General features: G+C 71.3%; 20 protein-coding genes. 7 read left to right on the top strand and 13 right to left on the bottom strand.

Annotation, left to right across the window (positions count from 1 at the left end):
* Positions 1-7: 7 nt before the first annotated feature.
* The 7 genes from cysS to QSK39_RS08405 form a co-directional block, all read right to left on the bottom strand.
* Positions 8-1396 (bottom strand): cysteine--tRNA ligase, encoded by a 1389-nt coding sequence (gene cysS, locus QSK39_RS08435; RefSeq protein WP_285477060.1) that lies wholly within the window; start codon positions 1394-1396, stop codon positions 8-10.
* A gap of 42 nt (positions 1397-1438) precedes the next feature.
* Positions 1439-2125 (bottom strand): HAD family hydrolase, encoded by a 687-nt coding sequence (locus QSK39_RS08430; RefSeq protein ID WP_285477059.1) that lies wholly within the window; start codon positions 2123-2125, stop codon positions 1439-1441.
* 22 nt (positions 2126-2147) lie between these two features.
* Positions 2148-2537, bottom strand: a complete 390-nt coding sequence (locus QSK39_RS08425; RefSeq protein WP_285477058.1) for a PPOX class F420-dependent oxidoreductase — start codon at positions 2535-2537, stop codon at positions 2148-2150.
* A gap of 10 nt (positions 2538-2547) precedes the next feature.
* Positions 2548-2943 carry a PPOX class F420-dependent oxidoreductase gene (locus QSK39_RS08420; protein WP_285477057.1) on the bottom strand — a complete coding sequence of 132 codons (396 nt, stop codon included), beginning with the start codon at positions 2941-2943 and terminating at the stop codon, positions 2548-2550.
* Positions 2944-2971: 28 nt separating this feature from the next.
* The gene (gene ispF / locus QSK39_RS08415) at positions 2972-3439 is read right to left on the bottom strand and encodes a 2-C-methyl-D-erythritol 2,4-cyclodiphosphate synthase (protein ID WP_285477056.1); all 468 of its coding nucleotides are present in this window, start codon (positions 3437-3439) and stop codon (positions 2972-2974) included.
* On the bottom strand, positions 3436-4050 hold the full coding sequence (locus tag QSK39_RS08410; protein ID WP_285477055.1) for an IspD/TarI family cytidylyltransferase: 615 nt from the start codon (positions 4048-4050) through the stop codon (positions 3436-3438). The genes ispF and QSK39_RS08410 overlap by 4 nt, the downstream gene beginning before the upstream one ends.
* 145 nt (positions 4051-4195) lie before the next feature.
* Positions 4196-4687: a CarD family transcriptional regulator gene (locus tag QSK39_RS08405; protein ID WP_004559016.1), complete on the bottom strand. Its 492-nt coding sequence runs from the start codon at positions 4685-4687 to the stop codon at positions 4196-4198.
* A gap of 275 nt (positions 4688-4962) precedes the next feature.
* Between QSK39_RS08405 and QSK39_RS08400 the strand changes: the two genes are divergently transcribed.
* Together QSK39_RS08400 and radA are read left to right on the top strand one after the other, a co-directional pair.
* On the top strand, positions 4963-5649 hold the full coding sequence (locus tag QSK39_RS08400; RefSeq protein ID WP_285477054.1) for a copper chaperone PCu(A)C domain-containing protein: 687 nt from the start codon (positions 4963-4965) through the stop codon (positions 5647-5649).
* A gap of 39 nt (positions 5650-5688) precedes the next feature.
* The gene (gene radA, locus QSK39_RS08395; RefSeq protein WP_285477053.1) at positions 5689-7047 is read left to right on the top strand and encodes a DNA repair protein RadA; all 1359 of its coding nucleotides are present in this window, start codon (positions 5689-5691) and stop codon (positions 7045-7047) included.
* On the opposite strand, the gene QSK39_RS08390 is transcribed toward radA, so the two are convergent.
* Positions 7048-8160 (bottom strand): hypothetical protein, encoded by a 1113-nt coding sequence (locus QSK39_RS08390; RefSeq protein ID WP_285477052.1) that lies wholly within the window; start codon positions 8158-8160, stop codon positions 7048-7050.
* Positions 8153-8746, bottom strand: coding sequence for an RNA polymerase sigma factor (locus QSK39_RS08385; RefSeq protein ID WP_285477051.1), 594 nt, complete (start codon positions 8744-8746; stop codon positions 8153-8155). Before QSK39_RS08385 ends, QSK39_RS08390 begins: the two co-directional genes overlap by 8 nt.
* 302 nt (positions 8747-9048) lie before the next feature.
* Between QSK39_RS08385 and QSK39_RS08380 the strand changes: the two genes are divergently transcribed.
* From QSK39_RS08380 to QSK39_RS08360, 5 genes are all read left to right on the top strand, one after another.
* Positions 9049-10107 (top strand): hypothetical protein, encoded by a 1059-nt coding sequence (locus QSK39_RS08380; RefSeq protein WP_285477050.1) that lies wholly within the window; start codon positions 9049-9051, stop codon positions 10105-10107.
* 110 nt (positions 10108-10217) lie between these two features.
* A complete protein-coding gene (locus tag QSK39_RS08375) occupies positions 10218-12233 on the top strand; it encodes an AbfB domain-containing protein (protein WP_285477049.1) in 2016 nt (671 codons plus the stop codon).
* Between the two features lie 80 nt (positions 12234-12313).
* Positions 12314-16486 (top strand): polymorphic toxin-type HINT domain-containing protein, encoded by a 4173-nt coding sequence (locus QSK39_RS08370; RefSeq protein ID WP_285477048.1) that lies wholly within the window; start codon positions 12314-12316, stop codon positions 16484-16486.
* A 66-nt stretch (positions 16487-16552) separates the two neighbouring features.
* Positions 16553-17230, top strand: coding sequence for a contact-dependent growth inhibition system immunity protein (locus QSK39_RS08365; RefSeq protein ID WP_285477047.1), 678 nt, complete (start codon positions 16553-16555; stop codon positions 17228-17230).
* Between the two features lie 97 nt (positions 17231-17327).
* Positions 17328-17921 carry a C39 family peptidase gene (locus QSK39_RS08360; RefSeq protein ID WP_285477046.1) on the top strand — a complete coding sequence of 198 codons (594 nt, stop codon included), beginning with the start codon at positions 17328-17330 and terminating at the stop codon, positions 17919-17921.
* Here the strand turns inward: QSK39_RS08360 and QSK39_RS08355 are convergent.
* The 4 genes from QSK39_RS08355 to otsB all read right to left on the bottom strand — a co-directional run bounded on the left by QSK39_RS08355 (position 17918) and on the right by otsB (position 23061).
* Positions 17918-19219, bottom strand: a complete 1302-nt coding sequence (locus QSK39_RS08355; RefSeq protein WP_285477045.1) for an alpha/beta hydrolase family protein — start codon at positions 19217-19219, stop codon at positions 17918-17920. The genes QSK39_RS08360 and QSK39_RS08355 overlap by 4 nt on opposite strands.
* A 19-nt stretch (positions 19220-19238) precedes the next feature.
* Entirely contained in the window at positions 19239-19805 is a 567-nt protein-coding gene (locus QSK39_RS08350; protein WP_285477044.1) for an ArsR/SmtB family transcription factor, read from the bottom strand.
* 111 nt (positions 19806-19916) lie between these two features.
* Positions 19917-20444 carry a hypothetical protein gene (locus tag QSK39_RS08345; RefSeq protein WP_285477043.1) on the bottom strand — a complete coding sequence of 176 codons (528 nt, stop codon included), beginning with the start codon at positions 20442-20444 and terminating at the stop codon, positions 19917-19919.
* Between the two features lie 85 nt (positions 20445-20529).
* Positions 20530-23061, bottom strand: a complete 2532-nt coding sequence (gene otsB / locus QSK39_RS08340) for a trehalose-phosphatase (protein WP_502873250.1) — start codon at positions 23059-23061, stop codon at positions 20530-20532.
* Positions 23062-23086: the final 25 nt, after the last annotated feature.

The raw sequence follows: 23086 nt of genomic DNA, 5'->3' as shown, positions 1-23086 counted from the left end.
AACGGGATCAGTCGGACTTGACTGTCCACTGAGGACCGTTGGGGGTGTCCTCCACCACGATGCCCGCCTGCTGGAGGCGGTCACGGGCGGCGTCCGCGCGGGCGAAGTCCTTCTCGGCGCGGGCCTGCTGACGCTCGGTCAGCAGCCCTTCGACGATCCGGGACAAGGCTTCTTTGGTGGGCGAGTCGGAACCGCCCGCCTCCGACCAGCGCGCGGACAGCGGGTCGAGGCCGAGCACGTCGGTCATCGCGCGGACGGCCGCGGCGAATTCGAGTGCCTTGGAGGTGTCGCCCGCGTCGAGGGCGGCGTTACCGTCCCGGACAGTGGTGTGGACCACGGCGAACGCCTGCGGGGTGGCGAGGTCGTCGTCGAGCGCCGCGGCGAACTCGGCCGGGATCGTGCCCAGCGCCACCTCGCCCGACTGCGCGGCGCGGCGCAGGAACGTCTCGATCCGCCGGTAGCCCTGCGCGGCTTCGGACAGCGCGCCGTCGGAGTACTCGATCGTCGACCGGTAGTGCGGCTGCACCAGGTAGTAGCGCAGCTCCGGCGCCCGGTAGCGCTCCAGCATCGACGGGATCGACACGGTGTTGCCGAGCGACTTCGACATCTTCTCGCCCGACATGGTCACCCAGGCGTTGTGCAGCCAGAACCGCGCGAAGGCGTCGCCGGCCGCGTTCGACTGGGCGCGCTCGTTCTCGTGGTGCGGGAAGACGAGGTCGATGCCGCCGCCGTGGATGTCGAACTCCGCGCCGAGGTACGCCGTCGCCATCGCCGAGCACTCGAGGTGCCAGCCCGGCCGGCCGTGTCCCCACGGCGTCGGCCACGACGGCTCGCCCGGCTTCGCGCTCTTCCACATGGTGAAGTCGCGCGGGTCGCGCTTGCCGCGGGTCGGCGTCTCGCCCTGCTGGACGTCCTCGAGGACCTGGCCGGAGAGCTTGCCGTACTCGTCGAACGACTTGACCGAGAAGTAGACGTCGCCGTCCGCGACGTAGCCGTGGCCCGCCTCGATGAGGCGCTCCATCAGCTCGACCATCTGGGTGACGTGCCCGGTCGCGCGCGGGTTGACCGACGGCGGGAGGCAGCCCAGCTGCTCGTACGCGGTCTCGAAGGCGCGCTCGTGCGTCGCACCCCACTCCCACCAGGGCCGGCCGGCTTCGGCGGCCTTGGTCAGGATCTTGTCGTCGATGTCCGTGACGTTGCGGACCAGCAGCACGTCCAGTCCACTGTGGACGAGCCAGCGGCGCAGGACGTCGTAGTTCAGGACGCCGCGGACGTGCCCGATGTGCGGAACACCCTGCACGGTGGCACCACACACGTAGATCGACGCCGTTCCGCTACGGACGGGGTGGAACTCCCGCACGCTCCGGGTCGCTGTGTCGAAAAGGTGAAGGGCCACCCTGAAAGGGTACGGGGTGGGCGTGAGCGATGTCGCAGCCCCTCAGGCGACGCCGTGCGTGCGCAGTGCCGTGAGCAGGGCGTCCGGCCGTTCGGCGGTGGGCAGCGGGTCGACCAGCGCGAACTCGCAGCCGAGCGCGCGGGCGCCGCCGTCGGCCTCCTCGCTGTCGCCGACCATCAGCGTGCCGGTGGCCGGGACACCGAGGGCCTGCACGGCCTTGCGGAAGATCTCCAGCTCCGGCTTGATGGCGCCGACCTCGAAGGACAGCACGAACTCGTCGACGTAGGCGTCCCACCCGCGTGCGGTGAAGGCCGGCCGGATGTCGAAGGCGATGTTGCTCAGCACGCCGACCTTCAGGCCCCGCTCGGACGCCGCCTTCAGCGCGGCTTCGGTGTCCGGGTACGGCGTCCACTGGCTGGGATCGATCAGCCGGTTGTAGAGGGCCTCGGCCTGGTCGGCGTGCGGGACGCCCGACTTCTTGAGCACCTCGAGGTAGACCTTCCGGTGCAGCCCGGGGTCGCGGTCGCGGTGGTGCCAGGCGTGCACGTGCTCGGCGTCGAGCTCGACGACCTGCCCGACGGGGGCGGTCATCCGGCGCATCAGCTCGGCCTGCGCCTCGATGTCGAGCGGCGTGCCCTCGTGGTCGGTCAGCTCGGCGAGCCAGGACTCGTCCTGCTCGAGCCGGAAGAGCGTGCCGGAGAAGTCGAACAACACCGCCCTGATCGTCATGGTTTCCAGCCTAACGGGATCGTCAGGCCGAATGCCCTGTGATGTGTTCGGGAACAACGCGGACGAGCACGCGCACGACGTCGGCCGGCTCGGGCGGGAACTCCGTGCCGATGTACTTGCGGGCGAGCTCGTCGTTGAGTTCGCGGCCGCCCTCGACGGTGACCTCGGCGCGCCCGCGGATCTCGACGTAGTTCTCCGGATCGGCCAGGTCGAAGACGGAAAGCGACACCCGCGGATCACGGCGGATGTTGCGCTCCTTGCGCCGGCCCTGGACGGTCACGAAGACCACGGTGTCCCCGTCGCGGCGCGCCCAGACGACCGAACTCTGCGGCGAGCCGTCGGCGTTGGTGGTGGCGACGACCGGGTAGTTCTTGCCGTCGAGCAGGGCCTTGGTGGCCTCGTTGAAGGTCATGGTGCAGACCTTATTTGACGTTGCCCGCGACTTTCCCGACGTGGAGGCGGACGACGACGCGCTCGGCCTCGGGGCCTTCGGGCGGCGGGTCCTGGGCGAGGTACTTGTGGCTGAGCGCCTTCGGGAGGGCTTTGCCGGGGTCGGGCTCGATGGTCACGGTGCCGCGGAGCTGGGTGTGGCGGTACGGGTTCCCGGCGTCGATGATCGAGACGCTCACGCGCGGGTCGCGCCGCAGGTTGCGCACCTTCCGGCGGTCCTCGGTCGCGCTGAAGACGAGGTCACCGTCGTCGAGCCCGACCCAGACGACGGAGGTCTGCGGGCTGCCGTCGGCGTCGAGGGTGGCGACGGTGGCGAAGTTCTTCCCGTCGATCAGCGCGCGGACATCGTCCGAGAGGGTGAGGGCCATATCACGCCGAACCAGTGCCGGCGTGAGGCTATTCCGCTGCCAGCAGCAGGGCCGTCGCGAAGGCTGCGATGCCCTCGCCGCGGCCCGTCAACCCCAAGCCGTCCGATGTCGTTCCCGATACGCTCACCGGGCCGCCCACCGCCTCGGACAGCACCTTCTGCGCTTCCTCGCGCCGCTTTCCCACCCGTGGTGCGTTCCCCACGATCTGGACCGTCGCGTTCCCCACCCGCCAGCCGGCCGCCGAGATCAGCTCGCGGACCTCCGTGAGCATGTCCGCTCCGTGCGCGCCGTCCATCCGGGGGTCGCCCGTGCCGAACACCGCGCCGAGGTCGCCCAGGCCCGCCGCCGACAGCAGGGCGTCGCACAGGGCGTGGGCTGCCACGTCGCCGTCCGAATGGCCTGCGCAGCCGTCGACGCCCGGCCACCGCAGCCCTGCCATCCAGCACTCGCGGCCCGCCTCGACCGGGTGGACGTCGACCCCGTTGCCGATCCTCACAGCGTCTCCTCGTTCTTCGGTGCCGCCGCGATCGCCTCGGCCAGGGACAGTTCGAAATCGGTCGTGACGCGCATCGCGTCCGGGTGCCCGGGGACCGTCGCCGCGCCGGTGACGTCCCACGGCTCGGCCGACCGGAACGCCGCGAGCGTGTAGCCGATCGGGGTCTGGACCGTGCGCAGCCGCGAGCGGTCCTCGGTGCCGGTGATGAACGAGGCGTCGGTCACCTTCACCGTGTCCGCCATCGGCAGCACCGGCACCACGACCGGGGAGTCACCGACCGCAGCGATGACACCACGCACGGTTTCCGCAGGAATGAAGGCCCGCAGCGCGTCGTGGAGGAGTACAACTGACTCACGGGGAAGATCGGGCTCGACCGCGGCGAAGGCCTGGTGGGGCGAGCCGGTGACGACCCGGCAGGCGAGGCCGCGAACCGCCTCGGAAAACGACAAAGCACACCGCTGGGGGGCCGCTACGACAACCAGATCGATTTCCGGTACGCCTAGCAGCCCCCGCACGGTGTGCGTGAGTAGCGCCTCACCATGGACCGGCGTGAGAGCGAGCTCTCCGTCGGAGGCATGATGTGCGACGGTCACGATCACGACGACGTTCATCGGTTCGCGATCGTAGAGGCACCCACCTGCCCGTCAGGCGGGATGCCCTGGGCATTGAGAACCTTATTCAGCCGTCGGCCGGCGCGAAGTCGCCGCAGGCAGGCCACCTGCGGTCCGTGGCGCCGTCCTAACCAGAATAAGATTCTCAGACCGTCGCGGTTTCCAGAACTTCGTCGAGGAGGACCTCAGCCTTGTCCTCGTCGGTGCCCTCCGCGAGCGCGAGCTCGCTGACCAGAATTTGCCGAGCCTTCGCCAGCATGCGCTTCTCGCCGGCTGAAAGTCCTCGGTCCTTCTCTCGCCGCCAGAGGTCGCGCACCACTTCGGCCACCTTGTTCACATCGCCGGAGGCGAGCTTCTCGAGGTTGGCCTTGTACCGACGAGACCAGTTCGTTGGTTCCTCGGTGTGCGGAGCACGCAAAACGTCGAAGACCTTGTCCAGTCCTTCTTGCCCGACGACATCGCGTACGCCTACGATCTCGGCGTTGTCAGCGGGCACGCGAACCGTGAGATCCCCTTGCGCGACCTTGAGGACGAGGTACTTCTTTTCCTCGCCCTTGATCACGCGGGTCTCGATGGCTTCGATGAGTGCGGCACCGTGGTGCGGGTAGACGACGGTCTCTCCGACCTTGAAAACCATGTGTCCTCTGCCCCTTTCGCTGACTCCATCCTATCACGGTCCGCCAGTGCCCACCTAGCGGGCCGGACTCGTCCTCGCAGGTCAGCGGCCTGAGCGGGGGTTGACAAACGTCCGACCCCCATGCTCATGCAGGTGACCGCGACGGGTTCCGGCGGGCAAAGGGAAATCCTTTGTGGACGGTTGATCTTGGGCGCAACGCGGACCGGTTCGGTGCGGGAGATCGCCCCCGGCTAGTCTTCGCGGGGACGAGGCCGTGAAAAGGGAAGGACTGCGACGTGAGGCTGCAGAATCGTCGCGTGCTCGGCGCGGGCGTGCTGGCGCTCGGTGCCGCGCTCGTGCTCGCCGGGTGCGGGGCCGGCCAGATCACTCAGACCGACTCGCAGCAGCCCGCGGTCAACGGCACGTATGCCCAGGTCAAGACGATTGTCCTGCGCGACGTCGCGGTGCAGTACCCGACGTCCGGCCCGGGGTACGCGGCCGGCGCGACCCCGGCGCTGACGCTGACGATCGTGAACCAGGGCGCCCAGGACGACACGCTCGTTTCGGTGACGACCGAGGACGGCGCCCAGGCGACCGTCGGCGGCTCGAAGGACGTCGTCGCCGGGCACTCCCTGGTGATCGGCCCGGACGACGCCGTCGAGTCCACCAACGAGGTGCAGACCACACCGCCGTCCTCGCCGTCCTCGTCGTCGGAAGCCCCGACCGCCACCGGGACCGCCACGGGCACCAGCTCCACCGGCACCGGCACCGCGACGTCTTCTTCTTCGTCGGCCGAGACGCCGTCGAGCAGCGCGACGCCGACCGCCGCCCCGGCGACCGTCGGCAAGGGCACCGTGACGCTGGCCGGGCTGAAGCAGCCGCTCTGGCCGGGGCAGACCATCAAGGTCACCTTCGTCTTCAAGAACGCCGGAGCGGTCACCGTCGAGCTGCCCGTCGCGGCGCCGGCGCACGTCAAGGAGTAGGTCCCCGGTTTTGTCGGTGGTCGCCGATAGCCTCGCGGGGTGAAGAAAGGGACCACCTACCGCTGCGCGAGCTGCGGGTACGAAGCGGCCAAGTGGCTGGGCCGGTGTCCGGAGTGCCAGGAGTGGGGCACCCTCGAGGAACGCGGCGCCCCGGCCAAGCCGGCCATCCAGCGCGTCGCCGCCGGCGCGCCGAGCATGCCCGCGCGGCCGATCGGCGAGGTCGACGTCGAAGCGGCGCGCGCTCGCCGCACCGGCGTTTCCGAGCTGGACCGCGTGCTGGGCGGCGGCCTGGTGCCGGGCGCCGTGGTGCTGCTCGCGGGTGAGCCCGGCGTCGGCAAGTCGACTTTGCTGCTCGAGGTCGCCTACCAGTGGGCGAAGACGGTCGACCGGTCCTTGTACGTCACGGGCGAGGAGTCCGCGGGTCAGGTCCGGTTGCGCGCGGAGCGCACGGGCAACGTCCACGACGGCATGTACCTGGCCGCCGAGAGCGACCTGTCCGCCATCCTCGGGCACATCGACGACGTCAAGCCGGGTGTGCTGATCGTCGACTCGGTGCAGACGATGGCGTCCCCGCAGGTCGAGGGCTCACCGGGCGGGGTGACGCAGGTCCGCGCGGTGACGTCCGGGCTGGTCGCGGTGGCCAAGGAGCGCGGGCTGCCGGTGGTGCTGGTGGGGCACGTCACCAAGGACGGTTCGGTGGCCGGCCCGCGCGTGCTGGAGCACCTGGTGGACGTGGTGCTGCAGTTCGAGGGCGACAAGCACTCGACGCTGCGGATGCTGCGCGGCATCAAGAACCGGTTCGGCGCGTCCGACGAGATCGGCTGCTTCGAGCTGCAGGAAGAAGGCATCGTCGGCGTGCCGGACCCGTCCGGGCTGTTCATCAGCCGCACGGCGGAGCCGGTTCCGGGCACGGCGATCACGGTGTCGATGGAAGGCAAACGGCCGTTGCTGGGCGAGGTCCAGGCGCTGGTGTCGTCGACGTCGGCACCGCAGCCGCGGCGCGCGGTGAGCGGCCTGGACTCGGCGCGGGTGGCGATGGTCCTGGCGGTGCTGGAGAAGCGCGGCGGGCTGAAGCTGGGCGACAAGGACGTGTACACGGCCACGGTCGGCGGCATGAAGATCACCGAGCCGGGGATCGACCTCGCGCTGGTGCTGGCGTTGACGTCCTCGTTCGAAGACGTCGCGCTGTCGCCACGGCTGGTGTCGGTGGGCGAAGTGGGGCTGGCGGGCGAGATCCGCCGGGTGCCGAGCGTCGGGCGCCGCCTGGCGGAGGCGGCCCGGCTGGGGTTCACGCACGCGCTCGTGCCACCGGACTCCGGGAAACCGCCGGCCGGGATCCGGGTCCTGGAGGTGGCCAACGTCGCGGACGCGCTGAACGCGGCCAGCCACGCCCGCTGATCACCCCGAAGTCCGGGTGATCGCGAACGAGTACTCCGTCGCCAGGTCCCCGGGCAGCGGCGGCCCGGCCGGGCTCTCGGGCGTGGTGGTCGCCGGACCCGTGATGCCGCTCGACGGAGGCGGGCTCTTGGCGGTGCTCCTGACGACCTCGTTGCTGCGGATGGTCGTCGGCGTGATCGTGGGGTTGGCGTCCCAGGCCAGCAGCTGGGCCGTGTCCGGGTCGAGGTACAGGCGCTGGCCGGAGTCCTTCACGGTCAGGACGGTGGCGGGCCGGCCGTCCGGGGTGTGACCCGGCGCCACGAACGCGCCGCTGATCATGGTGAACGCGTCGCGCAGCGCGAACCGGATGTCCTTTCGGACCAGGCCCGTTTCCAGCGCGGTGCGCACCATGGTGAGCGCTTCCGTGGGGGTGTGCACCTTCGCTCTGCTGTCCTGGTCGATCGTGTCGAAGTTCAGGCGCTTGGCCAGCGTCCCCCGGTCGGGGGTGAGCGAGGCGATGAAGGCCGCGTCCGGGAGCAGCCAGTTCTGGAACGGCGTGTTCCACCTCGGGTCGATCTGCCCGGCCAGGTGCTGTCCGGGGCCGAACCGGCCGGCCGGGCCGGCCTCGTCGAACGGCGCCGAGTTCACCTGGACGCTCTTCGCGCCGCCGAACCCCCGCACGGCGCCGGTCCACTTCGTGCGCCGGTGCCAGACGCCGGTGGGGTCGGCCGGGATCCACAGCTCGACCGACTGCTGCATCTCGGCCGACTGCCCTTCGAGGCTCTCCGGCAGCCATTGGAGCTTTTGCGCGTAGTGGAACTCGCCGGGTTCGAGGGGGCGGTCGAGGTCGCCGAGGGTCGCCGCGGGCCGGGCCGGCTCCGGGGCGGGCGCCCGCAGCGAGGTGATGATCGCGAGCCCGCCCACCAGCGTGACGACGGCCGCGGCCACCGCGATCCACCGCCAGGGCCCGCGGCGCGTGGCGGCCGGTGGTGCCTCCGAAGTGCCGACCGCGGCCATCAGGGACGCGCGGGCGAAGGCCAGCCCGTCGTCCTCGTCGACGTCGTCGTGCAGGTCCGCCAGCGCGGCGTCGAGTTCGGCGTCGGACCAGATCTTCCGGACGTTGTCTTCACGCAAGGTCCTGCACCTCCTCTTGAGCCGGGGCGTTCGTCCTGAGCCAGCGTCTGATCCGGTGCAACCGGGACCGCACGGTACCCGGCGGGATGCCGAGTGCCTCCGCGACCTCGGCCGGTTCGAGCCCCGCCCACGAGACGAGCAGCAGCGTGTCCCGGTCGGCGGGGCTGAGCTTGGCCAGCGCACCGGCGAGCCGGGCGGCCCGCACCTGGGCGTCGACCTGCTCGGCGACCCGGCCGTCGTGGGCCGCGTGGCTGGTGTCACCGGAGCGGGCGAGCCGCGCGGTGGCCTGCAGGCCACGCAGTTCGGACCGGATGTGGTGGCGCAGCAGGTTGGTGGCGATGCCGTAGAGCCACGACCGCGCGGTGCCGAGCTCGGGCCGGTAGCTCTCGCGACGCCGGAGCGCGACGAGGAAGGTCTCGGCGACGAGGTCGTTCGCCGGTTCGGCACCGACCCGCCGGGCGAGGTACCGGCGCAAGGCCGCGGCATGGGCGTCGAAGAGCCGCCCGAACGCCGGCCCGGGCTCGGCTCCGCCCAGGTCAGGGCGGTCGTGCCCCCAGATCTCCGATCCCTCGTGGATCACCTGCATGCCCCCAGTTGCCCGCAGCTCCCGCGAGCGTTCACGGGCGACCCTACTTTCGTCGTGACCCGTTCGTGCCGCTCCGGACGAGCCGCCGGCGGCCCGAAGCGATCTTGCTGCCTGGTCGGCACGGCGAGTCGCGCATTCGGCGGCAAAGGACTGGACCACCTCTTTCGTCCGGTGCACGCACTTCGTTACGGACTACCGGAATGTCGCGACTATGACCCTGATCTCAATTGCTCCCCGTTGGCGGTTTTCCTAGGTTTGAAGAGCGACCGTCCGGGAGGGGCGGGCGCAGGGGAGGGAAATCCATGCGCGTCCGCGCGTTGCTTTGCGGTGCTTGTTTCACGGCGATCGTGTCGGTGCTGACCCCCTCGGTCGCGCTTGCGGCCGACGGGGTTCCCGGTGCCACGGCGGTCGCGGCCACTCCGGCCGCCGACCGGGTGTGGGTGCAGTACCTGGCGCAGCGCGATCCGCGTTCGCTCGTCCGGATCGCGGCCTGGCAGGCGTTGCTGTCGAGTGACCCGGACGCCGCCATCGCGCAGTTCCTGACGTCCGGTTACGACTACGCGGTCCGGCTGTCCGCGGAGCGCAAAGCCCGCAACGCGGACTTCGCCAAGCGAGTGCTCGCCACCTTCACCGCCGACTTCGCGCCCGAGGTGCACGCCGCCGCGCAGTTCGCGGTGAACAGCCGGAACGACGCGGACCGCGAAAGGTTCGCCAATGGCGGGTTCGAGGCCGCGAAGCAGCGTGACGCGGCAGCCCGGCAGGCACGGGGCGACCAGGCCGCGGCGCTGTCGGCGGCGGACCGCGCCTTCGTCACTGATCTCGCGGGGCACGACCCCGGCGCGCAGGTGCGGGTGAGCGCGGCCTACGCGGTGCGCACCGGCGCGAGCGACGACGATCTCGTCGAGTTCTTCACCAGCGGTTGGGCGTTCGGAGCCCGGCTTGACCTCGAAGCCTTCCGGCAGGCGTCCGCGGACGACGACGCGCGCTGGCGGGTGACGGTCACGGGGTTGCTGGCCGATGCCGCCGCCGCGGAGGAAGCGGCCAAGAACGCTTCGGCCGAACTGGCGCGCGCCAACGCCGTCAGCGCCTGGCAGGCCGTCGGCCGGCAGGCGGCGCCCGCGGAGTCCTATTGGGACGGAGCCCGCCGGATCACCGACGACCAGGCGGCCAACTGGGCGGCGGTGCTCGCCGCCGCGAACTCCGCCACCGGGCCGAACTGGGCGGCCATGACCGGTCCGGCCGGCACGGCTCAGGCCGACTGGACGGCGGAGCGTGACTTCGCCGTGCAGCAGGCCGCGTACTGGAACTCCTTGCTGCAGCAGGCACTCGACGGCGAGCAGCGCGTCCGCGCAGGCAGCTGACCGCACCGTTTCGTTCTCCCGGTCCCGCCCACCGCGGGAACCGGCTGGACCGCGCGCCCACACGGTCGCGCACGACACCATCCGAGGGGAACATGAGAAGGCGAACGAACTTGGCGGTCGCAGCGGCCGTCACCCTGGCCTTGGCGACCGGGCTCGCCGGAACGCCGGCCCCGGCCGTCGCGGCCACGCCGAAGCCGGCCGCGAGCGCCGCCACCGCGGCCGCGCCCGAGTCCACGATGGAAGACAAGGTCCGGGCGGCCGCGGTACTCGGCATCCTCGCCGGTGACGACCTGCTGGTGCTCAACGACCGCAACTTCGTCATCGCGCTGTGGCGGCAGGCCGCGGGCAGCGAGGTCCGGGCATCGGCCGAGCTCGCCTTCGCGGGGACCGACCTCGAGTGCACGCAGTGGATCAAAACCGGTGTCCACGAGGCCAAGAAGCGCGACGACGTCAAGGAAATCCGTGACGCGGAGATCGCGCGGCAGGCCCGCGAGCTGAAGCAGCACGCCGCGGCCACGATCGGGATCGCCGCGGAACCGGAGCTGCTCGTGCAGAGCTACCGCGACTTCGTCTACGCGCTCTGGCAGCGAGCCACCGGGCCGAAGGTGAAGGCGGCCGCCCTCACCGCGTTCGGTGGTGACGAAGCGGCGCAGAAGGAGTTCCTGCTCAACGGCATCGTCACCGCGCACGAACAGGACCAGCAGGACGCCATCGACGCCGACCAGGCCGCCAGCGAGGCGGAGAAGGCGCGGATCGCAGCCCGCAACGCGAAGGCGAACGCCGCCGCCGTGTTGGGCATCGTCGCCACCGAGAACGTGCTGGTCCTTTCCGACGAGAACTTCGTCCGGGAGATCTGGAACCGGGCCACCCCGGGGACGGAGGTCGCGATCGCGGCCGAAACGGCGTTGCGCAGCAGCACCGCGGCCGACTGGAAGGCGTTCATCGACACCGGCATCTACGAGGCGAACCGGCGGGACATCGCCATCGCGCTGCAGAAGAAGGCGGACGCCGACCGCAAGCGCCTCAACGAGCTCAAGGTGAAGGCCGACAACAGCAAGGTCCACCCGGCGTTGGTCGCGGCAGCGACGTCCGCGCTGGCCGGGGATGCCGGTGTGGTCGACCGGTTCCTGCGCGTCGGCCAGTACGAGGACCGGGTGCTGCGGCAGTCCCTGCGCGCCGAAACCCCGGGAACGCGCGGCGGCTACGTCCGCGGGGACGCCGGTGCCCAGGCGCACATCGACTTCGGGCCGGCCGCTCCGCAGCCCGGTGACGGTGTCGATGCCACCTGGAAGGTCGTGCCCGGGCTCGCCGACTTCGACTGCCACTCCTTCGAGTCGGTGAGCAGCCCCGGTAGCTACCTCCGGCAGCTCGACTTCAAGGTGCTGATCGCGGCGAGCGACGGCTCGGACCGGTTCCGGTCGGACGCCACCTGGTGCTCGCAGTCCGGCACCGTCGCCGGCACGGTCACCCTCGAATCGAAGAGTGCGCCCGGCCGGTTCCTCCGGCACTACGGCGGGGCGCTCTACGCCGCGGACAAGAGCGGTGCCCACCCGTTCGACGCGCCGAACGCCTACGACCAGGACCGGCTCTGGCACGTCGACGGCGAGAACCCCACCACCTCGGCGATCCAGCGGCGCTGGCTCAACGACGACGCCATCCGCGCCCGTGTCGGCGACCCGGCGGCGGACGAGGTCGTCGACGGTGCCGTGCGGTACCGCGACTTCACGAAGGGCCGGCTCGTCTGGTCCACCGCCACGGGCGTGAAGGAGCTCGAGGGCAACATCCTGGCCAAGTACACCGAACGCGACCTCCTGCACTCGGCCGCCTTCGGCGCGCCGACCACCGACGAAACGGCCACCCCGGCCGGCGGCGGCCGGTACAACCACTTCGCCGGCGGCGGGTCGATCTACTGGACCAGCACGACCGGAGCGCACCCGGTCTCCGGCGGGATCAAGGACCGCTGGCGGGCGTTGGACTGGGAACGCTCCTACCTCGGCTACCCGGCCGCGGACCCCGCGGAGTCGACCGCCGCGACCTGCCAGAACTTCCAGGGCGGCTCGGTTTCGGTCCGGAAGTCCGACGGCGTCGTCACCGACAGCCGCGCGCGCTGCGTCGGGACGCCGTAGCGGCGCTGCACTGATCCGTCAACGAACGGCGGGGCCCGGCACCTCCGGGTGCCGGGCCCCGCGACGTCTTGGGGAGAGTCGTGAACCTGAAGAGATCCGCGGTGTCGGGGGCGCTGGTCGTCACCCTGCTGGCCGGGCTGCTGCAGCCGTCCGCCGCCGCACCGCACCAGCTCGCGGCGCCGGTCGCTGCCGCGCAGGCAGCCGATGATCCGGCGCCTTCGGACCATCCGCCCGAGGAGCTGTACCAGCCGTGGGACGGCCGGACCGGCGTGCCGGACTGGGGTGATCCGCGGTTCCGTCAGCTCGTCGTCGACAACGCCGAGCTGGCCGAAGACGCCGAGGTCCGCGACGCCGCCCGCGCCGCGCTGGCCGCGGGAGGTCCGGCCATCATGGCGTTCCTCGACACCGGGCTCGTCGACGCGCAGCACCGCGCCGGCGAGCGCAAGGCGCGTGAGGCGGCGGCGGACCGGGCCCGGATCGAGCCGATGCGGGGCACCGGCGGCGCGTACTTCAACGCCGAGGTCGAGCGCGTGCTCGCGGGCAGCGACTCCGACCGCATGCTCTTCCTGGCCTACGGCAAGGACGTCGCGAAGCAGCGGGACGACCAGGTCACCCAGGACGCGCAGACCCGGGCGACGCAGAACCGCGCCCGCGTCCAGCTCCTCACCGGCGCCGGCGGACCGGCCGTGAAAGCGGCCGCCGAGCAGGCCCTGCTCGGCGGCGACGCAGCGATCGACGCGTTCCTGGCGACCGGGTACCTGGCCGCGGCCAAGGCCGACGCCGACGCGCGCGAACAGCAGATCGAGGCCGAGCGGGCCCGGATCAAGGCGGCCGAGGACCTCTCCGACCTGGCCAAGCGCGCGGCGCGGGCGTCGCAGGCGCGGCACGACCTGCTGATCGCGCACGGGAACGGCGTGCACGCTCTCGAGCGAGCCGCCAATGCCCTCGTTTCGGCCGGTACCGAGGCCCGGCGCGCCGAGCAGATCCTGGTGGCGAACAAGGCGGGCGGCCAGCACCCGGCGACGGCGTTCGACGACGCGAAGAACGAGGTGGCGCGCCAGCTCGGCTATGCCAGGCAGGCCGCGACCGACGCCCAGCAGGCCGCGGCGGCCGCCCAGGTCCAGGCGGGCATCCTGGTCGACACCGGACTGACCTACGGCACCCAGTGGGCGCAGATGGCGACGGGCATGGCGGACGCGGCCCAGGCCGCGGTGTCCGCCTCCGAGACCGCGCAGCACGCGATCGACGCGACGGCCTACACCGACCAGGCCCGCAACGCGCAGGAAGAAGCCGAACGGCACGCGGCGGAAGCGACGCAGTGGCGGCTGCACGCCGAGGAACACGCTCGCGCGGCGGCCAAGATCGCCGATGCCGCCAAGGTCCAGGCGGACGCGGCGAAGGACGCGGCCGCCCGCACCAAGGCCGCGCGGATCGCCGCCGAGAAGGCGGAAGGCGAAGCGTGGGCCGCGGCCGAACGGACCAAGAACGCCCGGATCACCGCGGAACGCGAAGCGGCGAACGCGGCCGCCGCCCGGGCGACGGCCGAGCGTGAGCGGGGCAACGCGCACTCGGCCCGGCTCCGCGCCGACCAGCAGGCCGCGACCGCCCACTCGGCCCGTCGCGAAGCCGATCGCCAGGCCGGGATCGCAGCCGGCGCCCTCGACGACGCCCGGATCCAGGACGGCGTCACCGCGGACCTCGAGCTGAAGGCTCGCGGTGAAGAAGACAACTCACGCCGGGCCCGGGATCGGGCCTACGCGGCCGAAGCGGCCCAGCTGGCCGCCGATGCCCGTGCGGCCGCTCTCGAAGCCGGGGCGGCCGCGGCCCGGGGCGGGGCCTACGAACAGCCTGCCCGCGACGCGGCGACCCGCGCGCGTCAGGACGCGGGCACGGCCCGGACGGCCGCGACCGCCGCGCGAGGAGCGGCGAACACCGCGACCGGTGCTGCGGCCGGCGCGCGGGCGTCGGCCACCGAAGCCACGCGCGCGGCGGCTCGTGCCCGGGCGGCCGCGCAGGCGGCCCAGGCCGCGGCGGCTCGCGCCGATGCGGCGGCCCGCAAGGCCGAAGCCGAGGCCGCGGCGACGCACGCCGCGGCGTTGAAGGCCGAATCGGCGGCGGCGGACGCCACGGCGAACGAAGCCAAGGCGGCCGAAGCCGCCCGGACGGCCACTTCGCTCGCGGAACAGGCCTCCGGTGAGGCCATGCAGGCGCTCTTCTCGGCGGATCGCACCAAGGCGGAGGCCGACGCGGCCGCGAACGAGGCGGTGTCCGCGGCCACCCAGGCGAACCTCGCGGTCAACGCCGCGATGGCCGCCCGGTCGTCGTCCCAGGCGATCACCGATCCGGCCAACACCGCGATCAGCGTCGCCACGCCGTTCAGCGGGACGGACATCGCGGCGGACTTCACCGTGCTGGTCGCCCAGCAGGCGAAGACCGTCGGGGATCAGCAGGCCCAGGCGGCCAAGACCCGGGCGGACGAGGCACTCGTCGCGGCGCAAGCCGCCGCCGACGCCGCGGCCCGGGCGGCGGGCGAGATCAAACCGGCCTACGACGCGTCCGCGGCAGCTGCCCGGTCCGCGTCAGCGGCCGCGAACTCGGCGGCCGAAGCCCAGCGGGCGGCCGCGGACGCGGCCGTCGACGGTGCCGCGGCCCGGGCCGCGAGTGGCCGGGCCGCCCAGGCGGACGCGCAGGCGAAGGCCGACGCGGTGCGGGCCAGGACCGCGGCCAACGCGGCGAGCAACGACGCGGCGATCGCGGGTAGGGCGGCTTCGGCGGCGGAAGGCGACGCGGCCGCGGCACGGTCGGCGGCAAGCCGGGCCGAAAGCGACGCCTCCGCAGCACGGGACGCGGCCAGCCGGGCGGAGGACGACGCCACCAAGGCGGAAGCCGCGGCCGACAGCGCACAGACACACGCGGACAACGTCGCGCAGGCGGCGAAGAACGCCCTCGACAACTCGATCGAGGCCGGGAAGGCGGCCGACCGGGCGGAGGAAGCGCAGCGCAAGGCCGACCAGGACGCGGCCGACAAGGCCGCGGACGCGGCGGCGCAGGGCCGCGTTCCCGTGCCGCTACCCGGCTCGTACGACACGATCGATTACGGGCACGGCCTGGTCCTGTTCGTCGACCCGGAAACCGGGATCTACTACCTGAACGGCGTCGGGCTGGGCAAGGACTCGCCCGAACTGCAACGGCTCATCCCGATCCTGCTGCGTCTGCTGGCCGGCCGGGAGGACCACTACTTCCCGACCGACCCGCCGTGGGCAGATCCGCGGACGGGCATCTACTACCTGCTGGTCGACGGCTGCCGGGAGGATTCCAGCCTGTGCAACAGCACCTTCGAGGCACAGGTGCTGGGCATGGGCGCCGGTGGGGCGGACCCCGCGGGCAACGAAGACCCGATGGCGTTCCTGCTGCTGGCGTCGTTCGCGGACTTCACGATCGGGGCGGGTGGCAAGTGGAAGGCCAAGCCGCCGCGTGGCGCGCCGACCGGCGTCGCGTGCAACTGCTTCCCGGCGGGCACGACCGTCGCCACCGAGCACGGCCAGGTGCCGATCGAGCGGATCGGGGTCGGCGACCGGGTCTGGGCCCGCGATCTCACGACCGGGCATTCGGAGCTGCGCGGTGTCGTCGGCCTGTTCTCCAAGCACGCCGACGAGATCCTGACCGTCACCACCGCGGCGACGTCGCTGCAGGTCACGCCGCAGCACCCGTTCTGGGTGGTCGGCAAGGGCTGGACGGACGCCGGTGCGCTGCAGGCGGGCGATCGGCTCACGACACTCGGTGGCGAGGAACAGGCGATCACCGGGATCACGAGTGCCCGGGCACCGACCACGGTCTACAACTTCGAGGTCGAAGGTGATCACAACTACTACATCACCGACGCGCAGCTGCTGGTCCACAACTGCGACCTCAACTACCACGAGAAGGCCGGCGGCCACGCCATCGAACGGCACGTGGGCCGCACCGACGCCCAGCTCGCGGCGCGCGGAATCGAACGGTCTTCGACGTTCACCGACCTGCCGACGGCGGAGCGGGTCACGCAGAGCAACCTCACCGCGAATGCCGACAAGATCAAGAATTGGAAGGCCGGACAGGGTGGGTCCCTGGGGATCACGAACCCCGTCAACGGGAGCGAAGGTCGAATCCTCGTGGACGGTACAAAACACGAAACCCCGAAAGAGGTCATCACCGTGCTGATCCGCAACGACGCCCTGCCTGACGGCTACTACATCCTCACCAGCTACCTGAACTGACGAAGTGGATCTGAAAGGGTTGCCGGGGCTTCGCGGCCCCGGCAACCCTTTCCGGACGGAGTATCGATGATCGTGAAGTGCCGTGCCGAGTCCGGCGGGCAGCGGGTGTCGCCCGCCTACGGCTTGACCTACGTCTTTCCGGCGGAGTTCCGGCTGACCAGGGGCCAGGAGTACGAGGTCTACGGGTTCGCGCTGTTCGAGAAGGGCCCCGCGTTCCTCGTCCGCAATGACGGCCGGCGACCCGAGTGGTATGCGACCAGCGTGTTCGAAGCCCTCGACAGCGAGGTGCCGGCTGGCTGGCGCGCCGGCCGGGGTGAGGGGTACGAGCTGGTCCTCACCTATCCCGAACTGGCTGCTTCGGAGACGGAAATGGCCGAGCTGGTCGAACTGCGGCAGGACGCGCTGCGGCCCTTCGCTCGGCAGGTGCAGACCCGGACCAGCTCGCTCCCGGTCGACGCGACCCCTTCCTTCGCCGCGCTCGTCGACCTGGCCGGGCACTTCCACCAGGACTACGACCTGGTCGCCGACACTCCCCTCGGCGTGATCGACTTCTGCCTCGAGGGCCAGGACGACACGAAGCGGGCCATCGTGGCCGAGCTTGATGCGCTCTTCGCCGCAGGCATGGACGAGGTCGTCGCGCACCGGATCTGGCTGGTCGAAGGCTGGGCCAGCTACGACCCCGTCCGGTTCGGGTTGACCTGCCTCGAGTGGCTCCGGCAGGTCCGGGACCACCTTTCGGCGTGATCCATTCGGGGTGGGGTGAGAGACGGATCCCACCCGGCACCGCGATCATCCTCGTGAGGCGTTGACCGACTGACGCCACAACTGGGGAAGGATCGCCATGTGCAGATTCCGGCTGGGATTCGTCACGCTCGTCGCCGCCCTCGGGCTGGTCGGCCTGCCCGCCATTGCCCAAGCCACCACCGAAGCCGTGCTCAACATCCAGTACCAAGTGCAGGAAACCGGCTACTGGTGCGGCCCCGCCGCCACGCGGATCGCCCTGTCCGCGCGGACCGGGAACCTGCCCAGCCAGGGCACGCTCGCCTCTCAACTCGGCACCACCACCAACGGCACCGACTGGGTCGGCCAGGTCACCGGCGTCCTCAACGGCGATCTCGGCACCTCCTGGTACGAGACCAAGGAGATGCCGAACGACCCGCCGACGCAGGCCCAGCGGGACCTGCTCTGGAACGACATCGTGCTGGACATCAACAACGGCTACGCGATCGTCGCCAACATCGTCGCGCCCGCGAACAACCACCCGCCGGGCTACCCGAACTACACCATCTACCACTACTTCACCGTGATCGGGTACGACAGCTCCGACCGGACCGTCAAGATCGCGGATCCGGCGAGCTTCGGCGGGAACCAGCTCTACTGGCTCAGCTTCGACCAGCTCGCGACGCTGATCCCGCCGAAGGGCTACTCCGCCTAGATCCCCAGCAGTCCCCAATAAACCGCCCAGGGGACGAACACCACGCCGCCGGCGAGCAGTACGCCCAGCCGCGGGGTGCGGTGCCGCCACCACGCCACCGCCGTGCCGATGGCGGCGGCCACCGCGCCCAGTGCCAGCAGCTGGACCGCCAGCCACGGCAGCGGACGCCCCAGGACCACCGGGCCCAGCTGCCTGCCCAGGGTGACCTGGATCAGCACGGCCACGACCAGGAAGCCCAGCACGGCCAGGAGTCCGGTCGCGCTCAGCCAGCGTGCCGCCCTCGACGACGGGCCCCGCCGGAACAGCGGGTAGAACGCGAACGCCAGCAGGAGGAACACCAGTACCGCGAGGTGGAGCCAGGTCGACTCGTACCAGCTCAACGGGGTCAGCTCGAAGCTCTGCCGGTCCTGCGCGGGCGGCGCGTCGGCGCTCGACGCGACGGGCGGGTGGTTCACCCACGTGCCCACCAGCTCCAGGTACCCGGGTGCGTACCCGGGCAGCTTGTCGTAGCCGTCCGTCGTGCGACGCAGCTGGTGCTGCGCGTCCGGGAAGACCCGCAACGTGTAGTGCGCCACCGAATCCCGGAAGATCCGGACGGCTTCACCCGGCGGCGTCAGGACATCCTCCGCGCCCCACAACCCGAGTACCGGCTGACGCACGCTCTTCAGCACCGCCACCGAGTCGTGGTGCGCCTCCGGGAACACTTCGCTGTCGACGAGCTGACGCATCAGCGTCGACGACGCCATCTTCACCATCGAGCCGTCCATTCCCAAGCGCCGCAACTGGTTTTCGATCGCCCACGCCTGCTGTCGCGCCGGCTCGACGCCGTTGGCGCCGACGGTCACGACGAAGGCGACGTGGTCGGGTGACTTCGACGCCGCCAGTGGCGCGACCCAGCCGCCCTCGCTCACCCCCCAGACGCCGACCCTCGCCGGATCGACGTCCGGCCGCGCGCGCAGGACCTCGACCGCCGCCAGCGCGTCGTCCGCGAGTGTCGAGTAGGAGCGCTCGAGCAGTGAGTAGTCTTCGGTGCGCTTGTCGTAGATGAGTGTCGCGATGCCTTGCCGGGCAAAGGCTTCCGCTTGTTCGCGGAACTCCTCGCGAGTGTGCGCCCCCGAGCCGTGGATCATCACCAGGCCCGGCAGCTTCGTGCCGCCGGGGGGTGCGACGACGGTGCCGTGCAAGGTCACCCGGCCGTTCGTGAACGTCACGTCCGAGCTGTCCGCCGCCGAAGCCGGTGGCGCCCCCGCCGTGACGGCCAGGATCACCCCGGCCAGTAGTAGAGCCCCTCTTCGCATGTGGATTCCCCTGTCATGGTCATTCCCCTGGTTCCGGGAACGCGAGCAGGCGCACGAGCACGCGCCGCGCTTCCGGTGACCGGTCGTCCTCGGATCGCCAGTACCGGCGGAACAGCTCCATGTAGTCGTTCCAGAACTGGAGCAGTTCCTCGGAGGTGAGCCAGGTGCCGCCGCGCGCGTAGAGCAGTGCGTCCGGCCAGTCGCCGGGCAGCTCCTCACGCTTTTCCGCGAACCGGTTGAGCTTTTCGAGGTCGTCCTCGAACCCCTGCCGCTGCATGTCGTCGAACAGCACCTGGGATTCGGCGCTCTGCTCGCTGCGGCGCGGCCAGCGGATGTCCCGCGGCCGCGTCCGCCACCACCGTTCCTTGCCCCGCGCGAGCTCCGGGACGTCCTCGACGAACCCGAACCGGGCCAGCTCCCGCAGGTGGTAGCTGGTCGCGCCGGTGTTCTCGCCCAGGGCTTGGGCGAGCTTCGTGGCCGTCGCCGGCCCGGCCGACAACACGCCGAGTATCCGGCGGCGCAGCGGGTGCGTGACGGCCTTGAGGGCGTCCGGGTCGAGCTCTTCCGGTGGTGGAGCGCTGGTCATGACCCCAAGATAGCCGTGCAAAGGAAATTATGCAAAGAAATCTGTGCATGTTGGCGCAGCGGGTGCCGAGGACGGAATACTCCACTGTGGACGGTCAGGCCGCCGGGTGGCTCACCAGATGGGGTGGTCGCTGAACTTCCGGAGCGTCTGCATCGACGGCCGCACGTAGAACATCCCCGCCAGGAACCCCACGGTGGCGAAGGCGAGCGTCGAGAACGTCGTGAGCAGGTCCGGCGCCCGGAACTGGGGGCTGTCGTGCCACACCCGGAACACGATGGGCACCGCGAACGACCCGAGGATCAGCACGAGCGTCAGCACGTACGTGAACACGAGCGCGTTGCGGGCCGACGCGGCGATCGCGACCACCAGGTAGTCACCGCGCAGGCAGCGGCGGGACGAGAGCACCAGCACCGCGATCGCCAGCACGCCCAGCGGCGGCAGCACCGTCGCGGCCTTGCCGACCAGCGCGTCCGGGAAGGCGTGGCCGTGGACGATGCCCTGCAGGAACGTCGTGAGCCCGAACAGCAGCACCATCCCGGCGATCATCGAGCAGCCGACGACGACCGAGCCCCAGCGCACCCGCTCGGCGAACCGGGGTGGCAGCGGCACGAACTCGACCTGACCGAACGTCCCCTGCATCCACCACCTCCGAATGCCGTCAAGGCCACCTTACGGGCGTTACCCGCCCACCAGGTGGCCTTGACGGCAGTTCGGACCGAAAGGGCTAGCCGGCCGCCAGCAAGTTGGCGCACCGGATCAGCCCGATGTGCGAATAAGCCTGCGGGTGATTGCCGAGGGACCGCTCCGCGATGGGGTCGTACTGCTCGGGCAGCAGCCCCGTCGGGCCGGCGGCCGCGACGATCTGGTCGAACAGCTCCTGGGCCTCGGTGCGCCGCCCGGTGAGCAGGTACGCCTCGATCAGCCACGCCGCGCAGATGTGGAAACCGCCCTCGCCACCCGGGAGGCCGTCGTCGCGGCGGTAACGGTACACAGTGGACCCACTGCGCAGCTCCGCCTCGATCGCGGTCACCGTCTGCTGGAAGCGCTCGTCGGCCGGGTCGATCAGGCCGGTGAGCCCGACGAACAGGGACGCCGCGTCGAGGTCCGTGCCGTCGTAGGCCGTGGTGAAGGCCTGGACCTCGTCGTTCCAGCCGTGCTCGAGGACGTCGTCCTTGATCTCGTCGCGCAGGGCCGGCCACGCGCCCGGGACGCCCCGGCCGTACTGCTCGCCGAGCTTGATCGCGCGGTCGATGGTCACCCAGCACATGACGCGGGAGTAGACCCGGTGGCGCGGCACGTGCCGCTCCTCCCAGATCCCGTGGTCGGGCTCGTTCCAGCGCCGCGTGACGGCTTCCGCCATGGCGCGGACCATCTGCCAGTCCTCGTCACGCAGGTCGCCGCGCGCGGTGGCGAGGGTGCCGACCAGCTCGACGACCGGGCCGAAGACGTCCAGCTGCACCTGGTGGTTCGCCAGGTTGCCGACCCGGACCGGGCGAGAACCGGCATAACCGGGCAGCGACTCGATCACGGCTTCGGCGCCGATGACACCCCCGGCGAGCGTGTACAGCGGGTGGAGCCGCTCGGGGCCGGCCAGCGTGGCGAGCACGCCGTGCAGCCACTTGAGGTAGCCCTCGGCTTCGTCGAGCGAGCCGAGATGCGCGAGCTCCCGCACGGTCATCGCGGCGTCGCGGATCCAGCAGTAGCGGTAGTCCCAGTTGCGGACGCCGCCGATCTCCTCCGGCAGCGACGACGTCGCCGCGGCGAGCACGCCACCGGTGTCGGTGTTGACCAGGCCGCGCAGGGTCAGCGCCGAGCGCAGCACGAGGTCGGTCTGCACCTTCGGCAGCTGCAGCTTCGACGTCCACTCGCTCCAGTAGCGGCCCGCGCGGTCGCGGCGCTCCACTTCGGACAGTTCGTGGTCACCGAGGTCGGTGGTGCCGCAACGCAGTTCCAGCACGACCGGCTGGGTCGGCGTCGGCTGGACGAGCGCCGTCGCGGTGTCGTGGAGGCCGTCGGAGGTGAGGGTCCACTCGACGCCCGGCGAGTAGAGCACGAACGGCTCCGACGTGCCGAGCACCCGCAGGCCGCCCTCGGTGATCTCCAGCTTCACCGGCACCCCGCCGAACTCGGGGCGCGGTGCGAACTTCACGCTCGCCACCGCCTCGCCCGAGATCACGCGGACCAGGTCCGTCCGGTGCTGCGGGCTCTCCGGCTCGAGGTAGTCGGTGACGAGCAGGCGCGACCAGCGCGTCTCGACCGTCATCGTGTTCGGCAGGTAGCGCTGGCCGAGCGGGAGGCCGTTGCGGTGCGGCTTGATGGAGAAGTGGCCGGCCCCCTCGCCGCCGAGCAGGTCCGCGAACACCGCGGGCGCGTCCGGGCCGGGGTGGCAGAGCCAGGTCAGCTTGGCGTCCGGCGTCAGCAGTGCGACCGAACGCTCGTTGGCCAGCATCGACAGCCGCTCGATGGGCGGGGCCGACTCGCCGTAGAGCCAGTTTCGCCGCTCCTCCAGCAGGAAGCCGAGGACCAGCGCGACGTCGACGGTGTCGGGCACGCGGAACCCGGCGAGCGTTTCGCCGTCGCCGACCTTGATGCCCAGGTCCGGGCCGGACAGGCGGGCGAAGGCCTTCTCGTCGGTGACGTCGTCGCCGAGGAAGATCGCCGCGGTGGCGCCGACCTGGTGGCGCAGGATGTCGAGCGCGCGGCCCTTGTCCGTCTGGACGACCGCGAGCTCGACCACCTCCTTGCCGTCGGTGGTCGACACGCCGTCCCATGTGGACGGTCCGGAGTGGACGGCCGCGAGCACGCGGCGGCCGGCCTCGTGCTCGGCGCGGCGCACGTGCACCGCGATGCTCGCCGGCTTGACCTCCAGGGACACGCCCGGGACGTCCAGCACGAGTTGTTCGAGCTCGGACTCCAGGCGCCGGTGCAGCTCACGCGCCTTCTCGTCGAGCGCGTGGATGAAGCCGATGTCGAACTCCGAGCCGTGGCTGCCGACGAGGTTCACCTCCGAGGGCAGCCGCGAGAGCGTCGCGAGGTCACGCAGGGCGCGGCCGGAGATGACCGCCGTGGTGGTCTCGTGCAGACCGGCGAGCGATCTGAGGGCCCCGACGGACTCGGGCAGCGGGCGCGCCTCGTCCGGGTTGAGCGTGATGGGTGCCAGCGTGCCGTCGTAATCGCAGGCGACCAGCAGACGCGGAGTACGGGCGATCTGGACGATCGCGCGCCGCAACTCGGCGGGCAGGGCCTCGGCAGTCAACACTCCTCCTCAGGAGCTCGTGCGT

It is taken from the genome of Amycolatopsis sp. NBRC 101858 (assembly GCF_030269325.1).
Classification (GTDB): Bacteria; Actinomycetota; Actinomycetes; order Mycobacteriales; family Pseudonocardiaceae; genus Amycolatopsis; species Amycolatopsis ponsaeliensis.
The sequence above is the reverse complement of the archived record's forward strand: the minus strand, read 5'-3'. Positions and strand labels throughout refer to the sequence as shown.

What these genes read in the sequence shown, in the direction of transcription:
- QSK39_RS08365 (WP_285477047.1), top strand. Translation starts at nt 16,553, where the DNA reads ATGATCGTGAAGTGCCGTGCCGAGTCCGGCGGGCAGCGGGTGTCGCCC.
- QSK39_RS08380 (WP_285477050.1), top strand. Translation starts at nt 9,049, where the DNA reads ATGCGCGTCCGCGCGTTGCTTTGCGGTGCTTGTTTCACGGCGATCGTG.
- QSK39_RS08430 (WP_285477059.1), bottom strand. Translation starts at nt 2,125, where the DNA reads ATGACGATCAGGGCGGTGTTGTTCGACTTCTCCGGCACGCTCTTCCGG.
- QSK39_RS08410 (WP_285477055.1), bottom strand. Translation starts at nt 4,050, where the DNA reads ATGAACGTCGTCGTGATCGTGACCGTCGCACATCATGCCTCCGACGGA.
- QSK39_RS08350 (WP_285477044.1), bottom strand. Translation starts at nt 19,805, where the DNA reads ATGACCAGCGCTCCACCACCGGAAGAGCTCGACCCGGACGCCCTCAAG.
- QSK39_RS08360 (WP_285477046.1), top strand. Translation starts at nt 17,328, where the DNA reads ATGTGCAGATTCCGGCTGGGATTCGTCACGCTCGTCGCCGCCCTCGGG.
- QSK39_RS08420 (WP_285477057.1), bottom strand. Translation starts at nt 2,943, where the DNA reads ATGGCCCTCACCCTCTCGGACGATGTCCGCGCGCTGATCGACGGGAAG.
- QSK39_RS08405 (WP_004559016.1), bottom strand. Translation starts at nt 4,687, where the DNA reads ATGGTTTTCAAGGTCGGAGAGACCGTCGTCTACCCGCACCACGGTGCC.
- QSK39_RS08425 (WP_285477058.1), bottom strand. Translation starts at nt 2,537, where the DNA reads ATGACCTTCAACGAGGCCACCAAGGCCCTGCTCGACGGCAAGAACTAC.
- QSK39_RS08345 (WP_285477043.1), bottom strand. Translation starts at nt 20,444, where the DNA reads ATGCAGGGGACGTTCGGTCAGGTCGAGTTCGTGCCGCTGCCACCCCGG.
- QSK39_RS08385 (WP_285477051.1), bottom strand. Translation starts at nt 8,746, where the DNA reads ATGCAGGTGATCCACGAGGGATCGGAGATCTGGGGGCACGACCGCCCT.
- QSK39_RS08355 (WP_285477045.1), bottom strand. Translation starts at nt 19,219, where the DNA reads ATGCGAAGAGGGGCTCTACTACTGGCCGGGGTGATCCTGGCCGTCACG.